This is a genomic window from Streptomyces sp. CoH27, assembly GCF_020181035.1.
In the GTDB taxonomy this organism is placed as follows: domain Bacteria; phylum Actinomycetota; class Actinomycetes; order Streptomycetales; family Streptomycetaceae; genus Streptomyces; species Streptomyces camelliae.
In genome coordinates, this window is record NZ_JAIQYY010000013.1 from 78,562 (window position 1) to 96,312 (window position 17,751).

The following is a 17,751-nucleotide window of genomic DNA, read 5'->3' on the forward strand; positions in this document are numbered from 1 at the left end:
ACCACCACACTCCACGTCTCCCCCCGCACCATGCCCCACCTCCTGGACCACTGTTTCTTCCCGCAGCGGCCCAACTGGCCAGATGTGGAGGACCGTTGGCCGGTGGTGCCGGCCACCACGATCGTGCGGCACATGATGGACGCGGCGGAGGCCGCGGCCCCCGGTCTGCGGGCCGTCACGGTGCGCGGGGCCCGCTTCGACCGCTGGCTCACCGCCACACCGCCCGTCGACGTCCCGGTCACCGTCACCCCGGACCCGCTCCCCGGCCGTCCCGACCGCGTCACCGTCGCCTTCGGGCCCACGGCCCGGGCCGTCGTCGAACTCGCCCCGCACCACCCCGCACCGCCCCCGCCCGGCCCGCTCCCGGACGCGCCCGAACGCCGCCCCGAGCACACCGCCGCCCAGATCTACCGGGAGCGCTGGATGTTCCACGGCCCCGGCTTCCAGGGCCTCACCGACCTCACCGCGATCGGCGAGCGGCACATCCGCGGACGTATCACCGCACCCGCCGCCCCCGGTGCCCTGCTCGACAACGTCGGTCAGCTCCTCGGCTACTGGATCATGGCGACCCGCACCGAGCGAACCGTCGTCTTCCCCGTGCAGATAGGGCAGTTGAGCTTCCATGGGCCGCACCCGGCCCCCGGCACCGAGGTCGCGTGCCTCCTGCGGATCACGGCCCTCACGGACACCCTCCTGGAGGCGGACGCGGAGCTGACCGTCGGCGGCCGGGTGTGGGCCCGGATCACCGGCTGGCAGGACCGCCGCTTCGACAACGACCCGACGACCCGCCCCGTCGAGCGCTTCCCCGAACGCCACACCCTCTCCGCCGCCCGGCCCGGCGGCTGGGTACTGGTGCACGAGCGGTGGCCGGACCTCGCCTCACGCGAGCTGATCATGCGCAACTCGCTGGGCGGTGCCGAACGCGCCGCATACGCCGAACGCCCGCCGCGCGGCCGCCGGCAGTGGCTGCTCGGCCGGATCGCGGTCAAGGACGCCGTACGGCAATGGCTCTGGCAGCACGGCGAAGGCCCCGTCTTTCCCGCCGAACTCCGGGTTCACAATGATGAGTTGGGCCGTCCGTACGTCACCGGTACGCACGGGCGCACCCTGCCCCCGCTGGACGTCTCACTCGCCCACCGGGGCGAGGCAGGCGTGGCGATCGTACGGCCGCACCGGCCCCAGCCGGGCCCCGGCATCGACATCGAAGAGGTCGCCGAGCGGGACCCGGCGACCCTCGCCACCGCGCTCGGCACGGCCGAACTGCGGCTGCTGCGGGGCCTGCCGGAGGACGGCCCCGATCCGCAGGCGTGGTGGTTCACCCGTTTCTGGGCCGCCAAGGAGGCGGTCGCCAAGGCCGAGGGCGTCGGATTCGGCGGCCGGCCACGGGACTTCGAGGTGCTGGAGGCCGCCCCGGACGGCAGCAGGCTGCTGGTCTCCGGCCGTCTGGAGCGCGCCTACACCGTGCACTGCGCGCCGGTGAGCAATCCACCCGCTCTGCCCGGGCGGGAGTACGTGGTGGCCTGGACGACCGGGCCCGGAGCCGACGGCGCACGGCGCGACGACACACCGCCCGACGCCACCCCTGAACCCGAAGACGAAGCAGCCGAGGAGCACCCCCGATGAACCCCACCCAGCCGGTTCCGACGAACTCCCTCCCGCCGGCCCCCACGCAGCCCACCGTGCCCACCGCGGACACCGTGCCCACCGCGGACCGTGTGCTCGCCGACGTCACCGGCATGCTCCGCACCGTCCTCGCGGAGTACGGCGACGACGACGTGGTGATCGGCATGTCCACCACCTTCAACCGCGATCTGGAGCTGGAGAGCATCGACCTCGTCACCCTGGCCGGGCTGCTGGAGGAGCGGTACGGGCGGCGGGCCAACCTCGCCGAATTCCTGGCCGGCATGGAGTTCGACGAGATCATCGGGCTGACCGTGGGCCGGCTGGTGGAGTACGTGGTGTGGAGCCTGAAGACCACGCAGGCGGGCTGAGTCGTGGCGATGGTCGACGCCGGCGGGATCCGGCTGCACGTCCAGCGCACGGGGCCCACCGGCGACCGGTCCCCGCGCGCCACGGTCGTCCTGGTGCACGGGCTGCTCACCGACAGCCTGGCCAGCTACTACTTCACCGTCGCCCCCGCCTTCGCCGCGTCCGGACTCGACGTCGTCATGTACGACCTGCGCGGACACGGCCGCAGCGAGCGCCCGTCGCGGGGCTACACCCTCGACCACAACATCGACGACCTGGAGGCACTCCTCGACCGGCTGGGCGTCACCGGGCCCGTCCACCTGGTCGGCAACTCCTACGGCGGCACCATCGCCTTCGGCTGGGCGGCCCGGCACCCGGAACGCGTCACCAGCCTCACCCTGATCGAGTCCGAGCCCCCGACCCCGGCCTGGGCGGCGAAACTCGGCCGCATCCTCGACCGGGTCGTCACCCAGCTCGCCCACAACGAATCCGACGCCCTCGCCTGGATCACCGCGAACCGGGGCCACAACACCGCCCGGCTGGCCAAGGGCGCGGCCCGGCTCGCCCGCGAGACCACCCTCGGCCGGGACATCCCCGCCAGCCGCGTGCTCACCGAGGCCGAGATCAGGGCCGTACACTGCCCGGTCCTCGGGGTGTACGGCGGCGATTCGGACCTGGTCGACCTGGTGCCGCTGAAGCGGACGCTGCTGACCGGGTTCCGGGCGGTCGTGCTCCCCGGGCACGAGCACTCGGTGCTGGTGGAGGCGCCCACGGCCGTCGGCGGGCACATCCTGGACCTGATCCACGCGGGGGCGGGGGTCCGGTGAGCGCCTTCCTCTTCGTCGTACCGCCGCTGACCGGGCACATCAACCCGGCCGTCGGCGTCGCCGCCCGGCTGACCGCGCGCGGCCACCGGGTCGCCTGGGTGTGTGCCGACCCCGCGCTGGTACGGCGGCTCGCGGGCCCGGACGCCGAGGTGCACGGGTGCGCGGGCCCGGTGCCGGGCGCCGACGGCGCCGTACGGCCGCCGGAGCTGCGGGGCGCGGAGGCGCTGAAGTTCCTCTGGGAGCGTTATCTGCTCCCGCTCGCCGATGCGATGGCTCCGGGTGTGCGGGGGGCCGTCGAGGCGGTCCGCCCGGACGTGGTCGTGGCCGACCAACAGGCCTTCGCCGGCGCCCTGGTGGCCGAGCGGGCCGGGCTGCCGTGGGCCACCTCCGCGACCACCTCGGCCGAGTTCAGCGGCGCGTACGACGGTCTGCCGAAGGTCGCCGCGTGGCTGGACCGGAGCCTGGCCGGGCTCAGGACGCGGATCGGCGACCCGGCCGGCACCGCCGACCCGCGTTTCTCCCCGCACCTGCTGCTGATCTTCAGCACCCCCGAACTCATCGGTCCCCAGGCGCCGTTGGCCCCGCACATCCACTACGTCGGCCCGTCGCTCGCCGGCCGCCCGGCCGGGCCCGGCTTCCCCTGGGAGCGGCTCGACCCGGGCCGGGCGAAGGTCCTGGTGACCCTCGGCACGGCCAACGCGGACGTGGGCGTCCGGTTTCTCACCGAGTGCCTCACCGCACTGCGCGAACGCGCCGACCGGGTGCAGGCGGTGATCGCCGACCCGGGGGGCGTCCTCCCGGTGCCGCCCGGCGACAAGGACGTCCTGGTGCTGCCGTCCGTGCCCCAACTCCCCTTGCTGGAGCGGATGGACGCCGTCGTCTGCCACGCGGGCCACAACACCGTGTGCGAGGCCCTGTGGCACGGCGTCCCGCTCGTCGCCGCCCCGATCCGCGACGATCAGCCGGTGGTGGCCGGGCAGGTCGTGGACGCGGGTGCCGGCGTCCGGGTCCGCTTCGGCCGGGTCACCGCGGACCGGCTGGGCGCGGCCCTCGACACCGTCCTCGCCGACCGCTCCCTGCGGGCCGCCGCGGCCCGGATCCGCACCGCGTTCCGCGCGGCGGGCGGCGCCCGGGCCGCCGCGGCCCACCTCGAACACCTCGCGGACTTCACAGACTTCGCCGACTCCGAAGCGGAGAGCCGATGACCGAGCAAGAAGACAAGGGCGACACGGGCCGTGAGGCCGGCAAGGGTGACAAGGCGGCGCGCGTCGCCGCCCTGCGCTCCGCCTACCAGGACGACCTGGCCGCCGGCACGGACCGCTTCTTCGCCGCCCGCCGCACCGACTGCCCCTGGTGCGGCGCGAACCGGCTCACCCCGCGGCTGCGCACCACCGACCTGCTCCAGCACAAGCCGGGCCACTTCACCCTCGACCGCTGCGCCGACTGCGGCCACACCTTCCAGAACCCCCAACTGACGGAGGACGGGCTGGAGTTCTACTACCGGGACTTCTACGACGGCCTCGGCGAGCAGCGCATGAGCGGCACCTTCGGCGGCCGTACCGCCATGTACCAGGGCCGCGCCGAGGCGATGCTGCCGCACGACCCCACCCCGAAGACCTGGCTGGACGTCGGCACCGGCCACGGCCACTTCTGCGCGGCCGCCCGCAGCGTCCTTCCCGGCACCTCCTTCGACGGGCTCGACTTCACCGACGGCGTCGAACTCGCCGCCCGCGAGGGCCGCGTGGACCACGCCTACCGCGGCGCCTTCCCCGCCCTCGCCCCCGAACTCGCCGCCCGCTACGACGTGGTGAGCATGTTCCACTACCTGGAGCACAGCACCGACCCGGACCGCGAACTGCGCGCCGCCCACGAGGCCGTACGCCCCGGCGGCCACCTCCTCATCGAGGTGCCGGACCCGGAGAGCCGCTACGCCCGGCTGCTCGGCCGCTGGTGGCTGCCCTGGCTCCAGCCGCAGCACCTGCATTTCATGCCGGTGGCCAACCTCCGGCGGCGGCTGACCGAGCTGGGCTTCACGGTGGTCGCGGAGCAGCACGCCGAGCCGCACGACCCGGTCGACCTGCTGGCCGCCGTCTGGCTGGCCCTGGACCACACCGCCCCGCGCGAGGACGCTCCCTGGCTGCCCGAACCACCCGGCCCCCTGAGCCGCGGCCTGCGTGCCACGCTCCTCCTCGCCGGCGTCCCCGCCCTCATCACCGCCACACTCCTGGACCGCTTCGCGCTACGTCCCCTGTCCCACCGCCTGGGCCTGTCCAACGCATACCGTCTGGTGGCCCGCCGCGACTGACCGCCACTCACAGGATCTTGGCCCGGATCAGCGCGGACAGCACCACGGCGCCCGGCGCCAGTGGCACCCAGTCCGTCAGCATCCGGTATCCGATGACGGTCGCGGTGGCCACCGAGGGGGCCGCACCGAAGGTGATCAGCGTCCACACCAGCGCCGCGTCGACCGCGAGTCCGCCCGGCGCCGGCACCGCGCCGACGGCCGTGCCCGCCGCGAGGTAGGCGAGCATCACCTGCTCCCACGGCAGCTCCAGTCCGAGCGAGGCACCGACACAGGCCAGGGTGGCCGCCTGGAGCAGCGGCATCGCGACCGCCCCGCCCCACAGCGCGGCCACCCGGCAGGGCCGCGTGTGCACCTCCCGGGCGTCGGCGAGGGCACAGCGCAGCATCCCGGTCACCGGCCGCCTGAGCGGCCGTACGACCGTCAGCAGCACCCCGGCGACCGCGAGGGCCCCGCCCACGACGGCGGCGACCGGCACCAGCAGCCGCCCGTCCGGTACCAGCCCGCCGAGGTCCCGCCAGGCCGGAGACACGGCCAGGAACACGACCAGCACCACCGTCTTCGCGGAGGACTTCGCCAGCGAGTACAACCCGACCGACGCCGTCGCACGGGCCGGCGGCACCCCGCGCGCCCGCAGAAACCGCACCGTGACGGCATGGGCGCCGAGCCCGCCGGGAAGCGCGTGATTGGCCGCACCGGCGGCGAACTGCGAGGCCAGCAACTGCCCCGCGGGCAGCCGGTCGGGCAGCGCGCCCTGCCGGACGCAGGCGGCCGCCACCCAGTTCAGGCAGGTGAAACCGCCCCCGGCCAGCAGCCACCAGGGATCGGCCGCGACGAGCCGCCGGACCCCCTCGTACACCAGGGGCCGGTTGGCCATCGCCCAGCCGCCGGCCAGCAGCAGCGGAGCGAGGCACAGGGCCAGCCGCACGGGCCGGCCAGCCAGGAAAGACGAGGGCCGGGGCGTAGGGGTTGCCTCGGCGAGCGAGGAGAGGGCCCCCTCCCGCACGGGCGGGGACGCAGGGAGCGAGAGCGGGGACGGAGACGGTGCGGACACGGGCGTCGTCCTTCCGCGGCGGGTCCCGGGGCCGGGACCTGGGGGAGGCGGGTCGGGCGATACCGGGGAGCCTGCCCCGCCCGCGTGACACCACGGTGTCCGAAAACCCAAGGGCCGAGGGCGGGTCGGTGCCACCGGGGAGCCGGCGGGGAAGCGTGCGCTTAACCGCCGTTCACCGCCGACCAGGTAGCCTTCCCTTGGGGCGCCCTTTACATGCGGCGCCCGGGAGGCAAGGACAGCGACAGGGGAGGAACCCGCGGTGCACGTCCAGGAATGGCTCGACTCGGTGCCCGCGGCCGCCGTCTACGCCGTGGTGGCCCTGGTGATCGGTGTGGAGAGCCTGGGCATTCCGCTGCCGGGTGAGATCGTCCTGGTCTCGGCGGCGCTGATGTCCTCGCAGCACTCCGGCATCAACCCGATCGTCCTCGGCGCCTGCGCGACCGCGGGTGCGGTGATCGGCGACTCCATCGGTTACGCCATCGGCCGCAAGGGCGGCCGCCCGCTGCTGGCCTGGTTGGGCGGGAAATTCCCGAAGCACTTCAGCGAGGGCCATGTGGCCACCGCCGAGCGGTCCTTCGAGAAGTGGGGCATGTGGGCCGTCTTCGTCGGCCGCTTCATCGCTCTCCTGCGCATCTTCGCCGGCCCACTCGCCGGCGTCCTGCACATGCCGTACTGGAAGTTCCTGATCGCCAACGTCCTCGGCGGCATCTGCTGGGCGGGCGGCACGACGGCCGTCATCTACTACGTGGGCGTCGTCGCCGAGGGCTGGCTGAAGAAGTTCTCCTACGTGGGCCTGGTGGCGGCGGTCCTCGTCGGCCTGGCCTCGATGCTGCTGGTCAAGCGCAAGGCGAAGAAGGCTCAGGAGCAGGGCGAGCGGGAAGCGGAACCTGTCGGCGCCGCTGAGTGAAAGCGCCCTGAAGGGGCCGCGGGGCCGTATCGATGTGCGGCTCCGCCGCGCTGGCGGTCCCCCGGGTTCGAGCGAAGTCGAGAACACGGGGGAGCGGCAAAGCACGGATAACCGGTACTCGCCAGGCGGCCTATTCGTGCACCTCGCGATGCGCCTTCGCCAACTCCGCATACATGGTGCCGTTGAGGGTGACCCCCTGCCGCTCTTCCTCGGTCAGCTCGCGCCGCACCTTCGCCGGCACCCCCGCCACCAGCGAGCCGGGCGGCACCACCATCCCCTGCGGCACCAGCGCCTGAGCGGCAACAAGTGACCCGGCGCCGATGACGGCCCCATTCAGCACGGTCGCCCCCATCCCGATGAGGCAGTCGTCCTCCACCGTCGCCCCGTGCACCACCGCGTTGTGCCCGATGGAAACCCGCTCACCCACGCTCACGGGAAACCCGGGATCCGCATGCAGCGTGCAATTGTCCTGCACATTGCTGCTCGCACCGATCTCGATACGCTCGACATCGCCCCGCACCACCGCGCCGTACCAGACACTCGCCCCGGAGCGGAGCGAAACGTCCCCGATCACGGAAGCCGTAGGCGCCACGAACGCCCCGGGATCGACCTGGGGCTCCCTGCCGCCGATGCCCACGATCAGCGCCTGCTGCGTCATCACCGTTCTCCTCGTGTCGTCGTCCTCCGCACCGTACGACACGGGCTGGGGCAAAGATCACAGCAGGCAGGTCTCTCGCCGAAAGCGTCCGCTTAGTAACGTGACCCCCGTGCCCCAGCGGAAGAACACGTTCTCATCCTGGCGTCACCGTGCGGCGCAGCGCGCGGTGCACGCGGTCTGGGCCTGGGCGCAGCGCACGGGTTCGGTCAGCGCGGACCACCCCGGCCGCTTCCGGTTCGGCTCGATCGGCGAAGCCACCAGGCTGGCCTTCCCGCTCGGCACCGTCTTCGGCGAGCCCTGGATCCACCTCGGCTCCCACTGCATCATCGCCGAGCAGGTCACGCTGACCGCCGGTCTGATGCCGGACCTCGACCTCGGCCCGGACCCGATCCTGCGCATCGGCGACGGGGTCGTCCTCGGCCGGGGCAGCCATGTCATCGCGGACACGACGGTCACCATCGGCCGCGACTGCTACTTCGGCCCGTACGTCTACGTCACCTCCACCAACCACTCCTACGACGACCCGCACGAGCCCATCGGCAGGCAGTGGCCGCGGATGGAGCCGGTGGAGATCGGCCCGGGCTGCTGGATCGGCACCGGCGCGGTGATCCTGCCCGGCGCGCGGATCGGCCGGAACGTGGTCGTCGCGGCCGGTGCCGTGGTGCGCGGCACGGTGCCCGATCACGCCGTGGTGGCCGGTGCACCGGCCCGGGTGGTACGGCGCTGGACGGCCGAGGACGGCTGGCAGCCCCCGCTGCGGACCCCGGCGCCGGTGCCGATACCGGACGGCATGACCCCGGAGCAGCTGCGGGCGCTGGCGGAGCTGGACGAGGAGGCGGTGGCGCAGCTGGCCCGGCTGGAGCCCGAGGGCTGAGCCACGGTGCCGGTGCACGCTCGCCGGAGGTCAGCCGGCCGGGACGTCGCCGCAGACGCCGCCCTCGCCGGGGAGCATCACGCCGACGCGGTCATCGCCGGCCGGTGGCGGCCGAGAACCTGGTGCCCGATCGGCCTGCCCGCGGCTGTCCGGCCGGGGCGGCTTCGGCGGCGCGGGTCGCGGCGGAGGTGTCAGCCGGTCGCCAGCAGCAGCGTGCCGAGCAGGGCGAGCCCCGCGCCCGCCGCCTGGATCGCGCGCAGCCGCTCGCTGAGGAAGCCGCGCGCGGCCAGCGCGGTCACCACCGGGTACAGCGAGGCGAGGACGGCGGCCACGGTGACCGGCCCGTGCTGGGCGGCGATGGCGTAGGTGCCGTTGGCCGCCACGTCGGCCAGTCCGACGAAGGCCAGCGCGGGCAGCGAGGCCCAGGGGAAACCGCCCTCCGGTACGGCACGGCCGCCCCGCCGGACGGAGACCGCGAGCGCGGCCCCGCCGACCGCGACATTGGTCAGCCGCTGTACGAACAGGGCGAGGAACAGGCCGGTCACCGTGGTCGACGCCTCCGTGATCAGGGCGAAGACCGTGCCGAAGCCGAGCGCGGCGATCAGGGTGAGCAGGATCGTCTGCCGCTGGACGGGCGCGCCGCGCAGCTGTGGGCCGCCCGCGAGGACGACACCGGTGACGGCGACCGCGATGCCCGCGACCTGGAGCAGCCCCGGGCGCTCGCCGAGGACCAGACCGACGCCGACCGGGACGGCCACGCTGAGGGTGGCGAGCGGTGAGACGACTCCCATGGGGCCGAGCGCCAGCGCCTTGTAGAAGGAGAGCAGGGCGACCGGGCCGACCAGACCCGCGGCGAACGCGAACCACAGCCGGGGTCCGGCCTCGCTCCAGCCGCCCGTCGCGACGACGATCGCGCCGAGCACGGCCGCCGCGATGGCCTGCGAGACGACCACGACCGTCAGCGCGGGGCTGCGCCGGGTCAGCAGTCCGCCGCCGAAGTCGGCCAGCCCCCACAGGAGACTGGTGGTGAGGGCGAAGAATGCTGTCACGGCTGGCCTCGCAGTACAGTTTGCTGAACGATCGTGTGCACCCCACCGTAGTTCAGTGCATTGAACTCTGTCATCCTTTATAGTGAACTCTCTCGATGGACGTGATGTGTCGGACCTCGACCTGCTGACCCAGTCCCTGGCCCGCAACGTCAAACACTGGCGCACGGTGCGCGGCTTCACTCTGGACGTGCTCGCGGCCCGGGCCGGAGTCAGCCGCGGCATGCTCATCCAGATCGAGCAGGCCCGGACGAACCCCAGCATCGGCACCGTCGTCAAGATCGGCGACGCGCTCGGCATCAGCATCACCACCCTGCTCGACTACGAGCAGGGCCCCAAGGTCCGCATCGTCGCCCCCGAGCAGGCCGTACGGCTGTGGCACACCGACGCCGGCAGCTACAACCGCCTGCTGGCGGGCACGGAGGCCCCCGGCCCGGTGGAGATGTGGGACTGGCGGCTGATGCCGGGTGAGTCCAGCCCCTCCGAGCCGCACCCGGTGGGCACGGTGGAGCTCGTCCACGTCACCGCCGGCGAACTGACCCTCACCGTCGACGGCGTGGCCCATCGGGTGCCGACCGGCGCGAGCGCCACGTTCGAGGCCAGCACCCAGCACACGTACGGCAACGAGGGTGACGTACCGATGGAGATGATCATGGCCGTCTCGGTGCCACCCGTGCGCTGAACCGCGCGAGGGCGGGCTGTTAGCGTGCGGCCATGCGCGCACCCATCGGAGACTTCGACACCGCCACCCCGGTTCCGGACTGCCTGGACGAACTGACCGCGCCGGTCGCCGACGCCGTACGCACCTGGCGGGGCACGGTCCCCGCCGACCGCGTCCTCTACGTCGACACCGACCCGCGCTGGGCGGACACCGCCGTCTTCGTCGAGCACTACGGCCGCGAGCTGCTGGAGCAGTCGGCGAACTGTGTGGTGGTTGCGGGCAAGCGGGGCGGCGAGACCACGCTGGCCGCGTGTCTGGTGCTCTCCACCACCCGGGTCGACGTCAACGGCGTCGTCCGCCGTCATCTCGGCGCCCGCAAGGCCTCGTTCGCCTCGATGGACACGGCGACCGGTGAGACCGGCATGGAGTACGGCGGGATCACCCCGGTCGGACTGCCCGCCGGCTGGCCGCTGCTGGTGGACGCGGCCGTCGCCGACCTGCCCTACGTCCTCGTCGGCAGCGGCCGCCGGCGCGGCAAGCTGCTGGTCCCCGGCAAGGCCCTCGCCGAACTGCCCGGCGCCGTGGTGCTGGAGGGCCTCGGCATCAGCGTCTGACCTCAGGCCGTCACGTGATGGGCCAGCGCCAGGTGCGGGTCCGTCTCGCCCGGCGCCGGTGCCGGATCGGCGTGCACCAGGGCGGCCGTCAGCCTCGGTACCGCGTGCAGCAGCGCGTGTTCGGCCTCGACGGTGATGCCGTGGGCCTGTCGTACCGTCGCGTCGCCGTCCACCACCACCGCGAGTTCGGCCCGCAGCCGGTGTCCGATCCAGCGCAGCCGCAGCTCGCCCACCTCGCGCACGCCCGGCACCGCCCGCACCGCCCGCTCGGCCCGGTCCACCAGGGCCGGGTCCACGGCGTCCATCACCCGCCGGAACACCTCGCGCGCCGCGTCCCGCAGCACCAGCACGATCGCCGCCGTGATCGCCAACCCCACGACCGGGTCGGCCAGTTGCCAGCCGAGCGCGGACCCCCCGGCCCCCACCAGCACGGCCAGCGAGGTGAAGCCGTCGGTGCGGGCGTGCAGGCCGTCGGCGACCAGCGCCGCCGAACCGATCTCGCGCCCCACCCGGATCCGGTACCGGGCCACCCACTCGTTGCCGGCGAAGCCGACCAGCGCGGCCACCGCGACCACCGGCACCTGCGCGACCGGGCGCGGATCGAGCAGCCGGTCCACGGCCGCCCACGCGGCGAAGGCCGCCGAGGCGGCGATCGTCAGCACGATCACCAGCCCCGCGAGGTCCTCGGCCCGGCCGTAGCCGTAGGTGAACCGGCGGTTCGCCGCCCGCCGCCCCAGCACGAAGGCGATGCCGAGGGGGACGGCGGTCAGGGCGTCGGCGGCGTTGTGCACGGTGTCCCCGAGCAGCGCCACCGACCCGGAGACGGCCACCACGACCGCCTGCGCCAGCGCGGTCGCTCCGAGGACCCCCAGCGACACCCACAGCGCCCGCATCCCGCGCGCCGATGACTCCAGGGCGGAGTCCAGCTTGTCGGCGGTCTCGTGGGAGTGCGGGGTGAGCAGATGCGCGAGGCGGTGCCGGAGGGCGGCGGCGCGCGAGCGGGTGCGGGTGGGGTGGTGGTCGTGCTGGTGGTCGCGGGCATGCCCGTGCCCGTGGTCATGTCCGTGCCCGTCCCCATGTCCGCGCCCGTCCCCATGTCCGTGCCCGTGCGCGTGCTCATGCCCGTGCTCATGTGCGTCCTGGTGAGGGTGCCGGTCGCTCACGTGGGGTCCCCTTCCGGTGTGCGGGAGTGGACGGGTGGCGCCCACGGGACCATTATGTGCGTATGAGCGCACGCATGCACCTATCACCTGCGCACCATGCGCACCCGCGCACCCCGGGCGAGGAACAGTTCACGCTGGCCGCCGAGCTGCTGTCCCTGCTCGGCGACCGCACCCGCCTCACCCTGCTGCACGCACTGACGGCGGGGGAGGCCGATGTCACCACGCTCACGGAGACCTGCGGTGCGGCCCGCCCCGCCGTCAGCCAGCATCTGGCCCGGCTGCGGCTCGCGGGCCTGGTGCGGACCCGCAAGGAGGGCCGCCGGGTGGTCTACTCCCTCGCGCACGGGCACCTGCGCCGGCTGGTGGACGAGGCGCTGAAGACCGCCGACCACCACCTCGACGAGCGCGCTCAGTAGGCGGCGGCCGTACCGAGGTACTGCTCGGCGAAGGCCGCCGCGGCCGCGGGCGAGGAGAACAGCCGGCGCAGCCGGGCCAGCGTGGTACCGGCGCGGAACGGATCACCCGACGCGACGCCGTGGTAGATGTCCGACAGCCACTGGGAGAACTCCTGGTAGTCCCACACCCGGCGCAGACATGTGTCGGAGTAAGCGTCCAGGCCGGTGCCGTCGCCCGTCGTGACGTACGAGGCGAGCGCGTCGCCGAGCAGGAAGGCGTCGTGCAGGGCCAGGTTCATGCCCTTCGCGGCGATCGGTGCGACCAGGTGGCCGGCGTCACCGGCCAGGAACAGCCGCCCGTGGGCCAGGGGCTCGACGACGTAGTGGTGCATGTCCAGCACGCGCTTCTCGATCAGCCGGCCCTCGGTGAGCGGGGGCGCGCCGGCCGCGCCGAGCCGTTCGCGCAGCTCGGTCCAGACCCGCTCGTGCGGCCAGTTCGCCGGATCGTCACCCGGCGGGCACTGGAGGTAGAACCGGGTCACCTCCGGGCTGCGCGGCATCTGCCCGGCGAAGCCACGCGGATGGACGCCGAACAGTACGCAGTCCGTGGACGGCGGGACCTCGGCGAGCAGCGCCAGCCAGCCGATGCCGTCGTCCTGCCGGGCCGTTCGCCGCCGCTGCTCGGGTATCGCGTCCCGGGACACCCCGCGCGCGCCGTCGCAGCCCGCGATGAAGTCGCAGCGCAGCAGCCGCCGTTCACCTGTGTCCGGGCACCGGTACGACACCGCCGGCCGGTCCGTGTCCAGGTCGTGCAGGGCGACGTCCCGTACCCCGAAGCGGATGTCGCCGCCGCGCACGTCGACGTACTCCCGCACGAGGTCGGTCACCAGCAACGGCTGGGGGTAGACGTAATGGTGACGGCCCGTCAGTTCGGCGTAGGGGAAGCGGTAGCGCTCGCCGGCGAAGCGGAACTCGCAGGCGCTGTGCAGCTCGGCCCGCTGCGGCAGGTGCCCGGCCAGGCCCCGGCGGTCGAGTTCACGCACGGCCCATTCCTCGATGACGCCGGCCCGGGGCCGTGTCTCGATGAACTGCCTGCTCTCGGTCTCCAGGACGACGCAGTCGACCGAGGCGGCCCGCAGGATGTTGCCGACGGTGAGGCCGGCGGGTCCGGCGCCCAGGACGACGACCGTACGGCGCTCGTCCGTACGGCCTTCCCCGGGCGCGGAGTCGGAGTGGGGGGAGGGGGAGGGGGAGATCACCCCCGCATTATGACGGTGTCCCGTCAGCCAAGGCTCTGCTGACGGGACACCGGGAGGGGTGTGGCTCAGTGCGCGGGGGCGTCGGTGACCACGACCTCCTCGATGCTGCGCTCGATCGCCTCGGGCTGGGAGGCGGTCGCCTTGGCCCAGTAGTAGATGACGAGCGAGAACACCGTGACGACCAGCATGTCCCACCACAGCGGCAGGTCACCGTTGCCGCCGAAGGTGCTCAGGTAGGAGATCACGCCGATGCCCAGCAGGTAGGGGACCAGCCACTGCGCGGCCTTGAAGTCCAGCCGGGGAGCGTTGGGCAGGTTCTTGCTGATCGCGTAGGCGGCGTAGGAGCCGAGCAGCACGTAGCCGATCAGGATCGCGAAGCCCAGGCGCCACAGGGTGTCCCAGCCGGACCAGAAGATGATCAGGTTGGCGACCACGAAGGACAGCGGCGAGATGATGTTGCCGGCGGGCAGCTTGTACGGACGGTCGTGGTTCGGCAGCCGGTCCTTGAAGACGCCGTACGCCAGCGGAGCGCCCGCGTACATCAGCACGCTCGCCGAGGTGATGAAGCCGACCAGGGTCTGCCAGCTCGGGAACGGCAGGAAGCAGATCACACCGGTCACGAACGACATCGCCAGGCCGAACCACGGCACACCACGCGAGTCGGTCTTGGCGAAGATCTTCGGCGCGTAGCCGTTCTTGGCCAGGCCGTAGGAGATGCGGGACGTGGCGGTGGTGTAGATCAGGCCGGTGCCACCGGGGGAGATGATCGCGTCGGCGTACAGGACCCAGGCCAGCCAGCCCAGGCCGACCAGCGAGGCGAGACCCGCCCAGGGGCCGCTGATGCCGGCGTAGGCCAGGTTCGCCCAGCCCTTGGCGAAGGAGGCGTGCGGCAGGGCGGCGATGAATACGACCTGGAGCAGCAGGTAGATCGTGGCGCCGATGGCGACCGAGCCGAGCGTCGCGCGCGGCAGGTCACGCTTCGGGTTGCGGCTCTCGCCGGCCAGCTGGATCGCCTGCTCGAAGCCGAGCAGGGCGAAGATGATGCCGCTGGAGCTGATCGCGGTGAGGACACCCTTGGCACCGAACGGCGCGAAGCCCTCGGAGGTGAAGTTGGACGGGTGGAAGTTGCCGATGGCGATGACGAAGATCGCGACGAGCGGGACGGCGATCTTCCACCAGGTGGCGGCGCTGTTGGTGTGCGCCAGGACCCGGACGCCGAGGAAGTTGACCGCGACGAAGACCGCCATGAGGAGCACCGCGACGACGATGCCGCTGGTCGTGAGGGTGCCGTTGGCGTTCTGGAAGCCGTCGGCCCAGTGCCAGTGCTTGGCGTAGCCGATCATGGCCTCGACCTCGATCGGGGCCACGGTCGCGGCCTGGAGCCAGGAGAACCAGCCGAAGGACATGCCGGCCAGGCCGCCGAAGGCGTAGTGCGGGTAGCGCGCGGTGCCGCCCGCCACCGGGAACATGCCGCCCAGTTCGGCATGCACGAGGGCGAGCAGCACGATGGCCACGGCGCCGATCACCCACGAGATGATCGCCGCGGGTCCGGCCGCGACGACGGCCTTCTCAGCACCGAAGAGCCAGCCGGAGCCGATGATGGAACCCACCGATGCCCACATCAGACCGATGAGTCCGACGTCTCGGCGCAGACCACCACCGGTGTCGCTTGTGGCTACCGGTGGAGCCTGGTCGACATTCGCCATGTCAAGTGGCCTCTCAGATCGTAAACGCAGTATTGACGAGCAAGTGGGGCCATAGGCTAGGGGTGGGTTCCAGGCCGTTAAAAGACCGTTAACCAAATTTTGACCCTGGATCTTAGTTGTCTTGGGCCCACGCTCGGTCACGGCCTTGTCACAGCTCAGTTGCCCAGTGTGAATGTCAATATTCAGAGGCTAATTGTGAGTAGAAGGAGAGATTCGCTAGCGCAGGCGGGGAATTTCGATCGCCGGGCAGCGGTCCATGACCATGTCCAGACCGGCCTCCCGAGTCCGCCGGCCGGCGGCCGGGTCGACCACACCCAACTGGAACCACACCGCCCGCGCGCCCTTCGCCACGGCCTCGTCGGCCACCGCGCCGGCCAGCTCGCTGTTCACGAAGACATCGACCACGTCGACGTCGAAGGGGATGTCCGCGAGGGAGGCGTACCCCTGCTCGCCGTGCACCGTCTCGGCCTTCGGATGCACCGGCACGATCCGCTTGCCGAACCGCTGGAGCACCTGCGCCACGCCGTAGGCGGCCCGGTTCCGGTTGTTCGACAGGCCGACCACGGCCCAGGTGTCGCCCAGCTCGGTCAGGATCCTGCGGACGGTCGCGTCATCGCCGTACGCATCGGCGCCGTCTTCATCGCCGTTCATGTCGTCGTGGTGCATGGCCGTCATGGCCGCCTCCTCGGGGCGCGGGAACTCTCCGCCGGGCCAACAGCGCCGCGGGGTTCCGGATTCCCCTCCCGTTCCCGTCCCGCCGCCTCGTCATCATGTCCGGAATCGACACAAGATGCCTGCAAGATGCCTGCGCACGGCCGTCCGCCCGCCTACGCTCGCCCCGTGCTGCGCATCCTCGACGACCGAACCGGTGAGCCCGTCCCCGCCGCGCCCGCCCGCCGTGGCCTGACCCGTATCGAGGCCTACGCCTCCGGCCTGGACCCGACGGCCCTGCGGGTGCTCCTGACCGCGGACCTCCTCTCCCGCGCCCTGGAACTCTCCGGCACCCCGGTCTGGACGATCCTCACCGCCCCCCGCCGGCACGCCGAGCTCCGCACAGCCGCCACCACCCTCGCCATCCGCCCCTTCGAACACGACCGGGACCTGGCCTCGGGCCTGGGCGAGGCCCAGGCGATCCATGTGACGGCGGAGCCGGCGACCGCGTTCGGGGGCGGGCCGGTGCTGCGGGTGGCGCCGGTGGAGTGGGCGGGGGGACCGGGGGAGTGGGCGAGGGAGCCGACGGCTGAGGGGGCCGCTACGCCGGGCGCATCGGGCCGGCCTGCCCCCGGCGAGGTCTCCGGGCGGGGTTCCGGCCAGGGCGGCGAGGACGCGCATGGCCGGGTGTCCGGGTCCACCGCCCGTCCCACCCCGCACCCCGCGCTCCCGCCCCTTCTCCTCGCCGATCCGGAGGCCCTTCGGCTCGCCTTGCTGGCTGTCCCGCGGGGTGAAGCCGTGCGGCTGGACCCGGGTCGGCTGGACGATGCGGCCGGGTGGCTCGGGCGGTGGCGGGGGGCGGTGGCCGGGTGGGCGCGGCGGCCGTCCAGGCCTGTGCCCGAGGGGGTGCGGGGGCGATTGCGGTCCTCGTGGGAGGACGATCTCGATCTGCCCGGCGTTCTCGATGTGCTGCGGGACGTGGAGAACGATCCGGAGCTGCCGGACGGTGCCCGGTTCGAGACGTTCGTCTACGCCGACCGGCTGCTCGCCCTCGACCTCGCCCGTGACCTCGGGAAGCTCGCATGATCACGCGGGCGGGTGCGGCGGGCCCGTTGCGTCGGCTGGTGGTGCTGCGGCATGCCAAGTCCGCCTGGCCCGAGGGCGTCGAGGACCACCGCAGGCCGCTCGCGCAGCGTGGCCTGCGGGACGCCCCGGCCGCCGGACGTGCCCTCGCCGAGGCCGACTGCCTGCCCGACCTCGCCCTGTGCTCCACGGCCGTACGCGCCCGTCGTACCTGGGAGCTGGCCTCCGCCGAATGGGGCACCCCGCCGCCGGTGCGCTACGACCGGCGGCTGTACGCGGCCGACGTGGCCGACCTGCTGGACGTGGTCCGGGAAGTGCCGTCCGAGGTGGAGACCCTGCTGCTCGTCGGGCACAACCCCGGGCTGGAGGAGCTCGTCCTGGAGCTCGCCGGGGACGGTCTCGACGACACGCTGGAGCGGGTGCGGACGAAGTTCCCGACGTCCGCGATCGCCGTCCTCACCTGGCGCGGCACCGGCTGGTCCGCCCTGACACCCGGCGCGGCCCTGCTGACCTGGTTCACGGTGCCGCGCGGGCCGAAGGGATAGCGCCCCGAAGGGGGCGCGGGCTGGTCGTGGCACTTCAC

Annotated in this window: 19 protein-coding genes; 12 read left to right on the plus strand and 7 right to left on the minus strand. The window is 72.9% G+C overall.

Annotation, left to right across the window (positions count from 1 at the left end; translation table 11 throughout):
- The 5 genes from LE548_RS22980 to LE548_RS23000 form a co-directional block, all read left to right on the plus strand.
- A partial coding sequence (locus LE548_RS22980; protein WP_225098830.1) for a 4'-phosphopantetheinyl transferase superfamily protein occupies positions 1-1,623 on the plus strand: 1,623 nt, incomplete at its 5' end.
- Between the two features lie 113 nt (positions 1,624-1,736).
- The gene (locus LE548_RS22985) at positions 1,737-1,991 is read left to right on the plus strand and encodes an acyl carrier protein (RefSeq protein ID WP_225099021.1); all 255 of its coding nucleotides are present in this window, start codon (positions 1,737-1,739) and stop codon (positions 1,989-1,991) included.
- Between the two features lie 9 nt (positions 1,992-2,000).
- On the plus strand, positions 2,001-2,795 hold the full coding sequence (locus tag LE548_RS22990; protein ID WP_263636473.1) for an alpha/beta fold hydrolase: 795 nt from the start codon (positions 2,001-2,003) through the stop codon (positions 2,793-2,795).
- Positions 2,792-4,000: a glycosyltransferase gene (locus LE548_RS22995; RefSeq protein ID WP_225098832.1), complete on the plus strand. Its 1,209-nt coding sequence runs from the start codon at positions 2,792-2,794 to the stop codon at positions 3,998-4,000. The genes LE548_RS22990 and LE548_RS22995 overlap by 4 nt, the downstream gene beginning before the upstream one ends.
- Positions 3,997-5,100 carry a class I SAM-dependent methyltransferase gene (locus tag LE548_RS23000; protein ID WP_225098833.1) on the plus strand — a complete coding sequence of 368 codons (1,104 nt, stop codon included), beginning with the start codon at positions 3,997-3,999 and terminating at the stop codon, positions 5,098-5,100. Before LE548_RS22995 ends, LE548_RS23000 begins: the two co-directional genes overlap by 4 nt.
- Before the next feature lie 7 nt (positions 5,101-5,107).
- Here the strand turns inward: LE548_RS23000 and LE548_RS23005 are convergent, their stop codons facing one another.
- Entirely contained in the window at positions 5,108-6,151 is a 1,044-nt protein-coding gene (locus LE548_RS23005; RefSeq protein WP_374116161.1) for a YbhN family protein, read from the minus strand.
- Between the two features lie 259 nt (positions 6,152-6,410).
- On the opposite strand from LE548_RS23005, the gene LE548_RS23010 reads away from it, so the two are divergent.
- Entirely contained in the window at positions 6,411-7,058 is a 648-nt protein-coding gene (locus LE548_RS23010) for a DedA family protein (protein WP_225098834.1), read from the plus strand.
- A gap of 130 nt (positions 7,059-7,188) precedes the next feature.
- Here the strand turns inward: LE548_RS23010 and LE548_RS23015 are convergent, their stop codons facing one another.
- On the minus strand, positions 7,189-7,716 hold the full coding sequence (locus LE548_RS23015) for a gamma carbonic anhydrase family protein (protein WP_225098835.1): 528 nt from the start codon (positions 7,714-7,716) through the stop codon (positions 7,189-7,191).
- A 109-nt stretch (positions 7,717-7,825) separates the two neighbouring features.
- On the opposite strand from LE548_RS23015, the gene LE548_RS23020 reads away from it, so the two are divergent.
- Complete coding sequence (locus tag LE548_RS23020) at positions 7,826-8,590, plus strand: acyltransferase (RefSeq protein ID WP_225098836.1); 765 nt, start codon at positions 7,826-7,828, stop codon at positions 8,588-8,590.
- Between the two features lie 191 nt (positions 8,591-8,781).
- On the opposite strand, the gene LE548_RS23025 is transcribed toward LE548_RS23020, so the two are convergent.
- Positions 8,782-9,639: an EamA family transporter gene (locus LE548_RS23025; RefSeq protein ID WP_225098837.1), complete on the minus strand. Its 858-nt coding sequence runs from the start codon at positions 9,637-9,639 to the stop codon at positions 8,782-8,784.
- 106 nt (positions 9,640-9,745) lie between these two features.
- Between LE548_RS23025 and LE548_RS23030 the strand changes: the two genes are divergently transcribed.
- Together LE548_RS23030 and LE548_RS23035 are read left to right on the plus strand one after the other, a co-directional pair.
- Entirely contained in the window at positions 9,746-10,318 is a 573-nt protein-coding gene (locus LE548_RS23030) for a helix-turn-helix domain-containing protein (protein ID WP_225098838.1), read from the plus strand.
- 32 nt (positions 10,319-10,350) lie between these two features.
- A complete protein-coding gene (locus LE548_RS23035) occupies positions 10,351-10,911 on the plus strand; it encodes a YbaK/EbsC family protein (RefSeq protein ID WP_225098839.1) in 561 nt (186 codons plus the stop codon).
- A 2-nt stretch (positions 10,912-10,913) separates the two neighbouring features.
- Here LE548_RS23035 and LE548_RS23040 read toward each other — a convergent pair whose 3' ends face one another.
- Positions 10,914-12,074: a cation diffusion facilitator family transporter gene (locus LE548_RS23040; RefSeq protein WP_225098840.1), complete on the minus strand. Its 1,161-nt coding sequence runs from the start codon at positions 12,072-12,074 to the stop codon at positions 10,914-10,916.
- Between the two features lie 62 nt (positions 12,075-12,136).
- Between LE548_RS23040 and LE548_RS23045 the strand changes: the two genes are divergently transcribed.
- Positions 12,137-12,490, plus strand: a complete 354-nt coding sequence (locus LE548_RS23045) for a metalloregulator ArsR/SmtB family transcription factor (RefSeq protein ID WP_225098841.1) — start codon at positions 12,137-12,139, stop codon at positions 12,488-12,490.
- Here LE548_RS23045 and LE548_RS23050 read toward each other — a convergent pair.
- From LE548_RS23050 to LE548_RS23060, 3 genes are all read right to left on the minus strand, one after another.
- The gene (locus tag LE548_RS23050; RefSeq protein WP_374116165.1) at positions 12,484-13,725 is read right to left on the minus strand and encodes a 4-hydroxybenzoate 3-monooxygenase; all 1,242 of its coding nucleotides are present in this window, start codon (positions 13,723-13,725) and stop codon (positions 12,484-12,486) included. The two genes, LE548_RS23045 and LE548_RS23050, sit on opposite strands and share 7 nt — an antisense overlap.
- A 68-nt stretch (positions 13,726-13,793) precedes the next feature.
- On the minus strand, positions 13,794-15,434 hold the full coding sequence (locus tag LE548_RS23055; RefSeq protein ID WP_225098843.1) for an APC family permease: 1,641 nt from the start codon (positions 15,432-15,434) through the stop codon (positions 13,794-13,796).
- A gap of 216 nt (positions 15,435-15,650) precedes the next feature.
- A complete protein-coding gene (locus tag LE548_RS23060) occupies positions 15,651-16,100 on the minus strand; it encodes a CoA-binding protein (protein ID WP_225099023.1) in 450 nt (149 codons plus the stop codon).
- Between the two features lie 174 nt (positions 16,101-16,274).
- Here LE548_RS23060 and LE548_RS23065 point away from each other — a divergent pair, with 174 nt between their 5' ends.
- Together LE548_RS23065 and LE548_RS23070 are read left to right on the plus strand one after the other, a co-directional pair.
- Entirely contained in the window at positions 16,275-17,171 is an 897-nt protein-coding gene (locus LE548_RS23065; RefSeq protein WP_225098844.1) for a hypothetical protein, read from the plus strand.
- Positions 17,168-17,713, plus strand: a complete 546-nt coding sequence (locus tag LE548_RS23070; RefSeq protein ID WP_225098845.1) for a histidine phosphatase family protein — start codon at positions 17,168-17,170, stop codon at positions 17,711-17,713. The genes LE548_RS23065 and LE548_RS23070 overlap by 4 nt, the downstream gene beginning before the upstream one ends.
- The last annotated feature ends 38 nt before the right edge of the window (positions 17,714-17,751 follow it).

Coding starts and splice junctions, on each gene's coding strand:
- LE548_RS22985 (WP_225099021.1), top strand. CDS start 1,737: ATGCTCCGCACCGTCCTCGCGGAGTACGGCGACGACGACGTGGTGATC.
- LE548_RS22990 (WP_263636473.1), top strand. CDS start 2,001: ATGGTCGACGCCGGCGGGATCCGGCTGCACGTCCAGCGCACGGGGCCC.
- LE548_RS23000 (WP_225098833.1), top strand. CDS start 3,997: ATGACCGAGCAAGAAGACAAGGGCGACACGGGCCGTGAGGCCGGCAAG.
- LE548_RS23015 (WP_225098835.1), bottom strand. CDS start 7,716: ATGACGCAGCAGGCGCTGATCGTGGGCATCGGCGGCAGGGAGCCCCAG.
- LE548_RS23035 (WP_225098839.1), top strand. CDS start 10,351: ATGCGCGCACCCATCGGAGACTTCGACACCGCCACCCCGGTTCCGGAC.
- LE548_RS23045 (WP_225098841.1), top strand. CDS start 12,137: ATGAGCGCACGCATGCACCTATCACCTGCGCACCATGCGCACCCGCGC.
- LE548_RS23055 (WP_225098843.1), bottom strand. CDS start 15,434: ATGGCGAATGTCGACCAGGCTCCACCGGTAGCCACAAGCGACACCGGT.
- LE548_RS23060 (WP_225099023.1), bottom strand. CDS start 16,100: ATGCACCACGACGACATGAACGGCGATGAAGACGGCGCCGATGCGTAC.
- LE548_RS23070 (WP_225098845.1), top strand. CDS start 17,168: ATGATCACGCGGGCGGGTGCGGCGGGCCCGTTGCGTCGGCTGGTGGTG.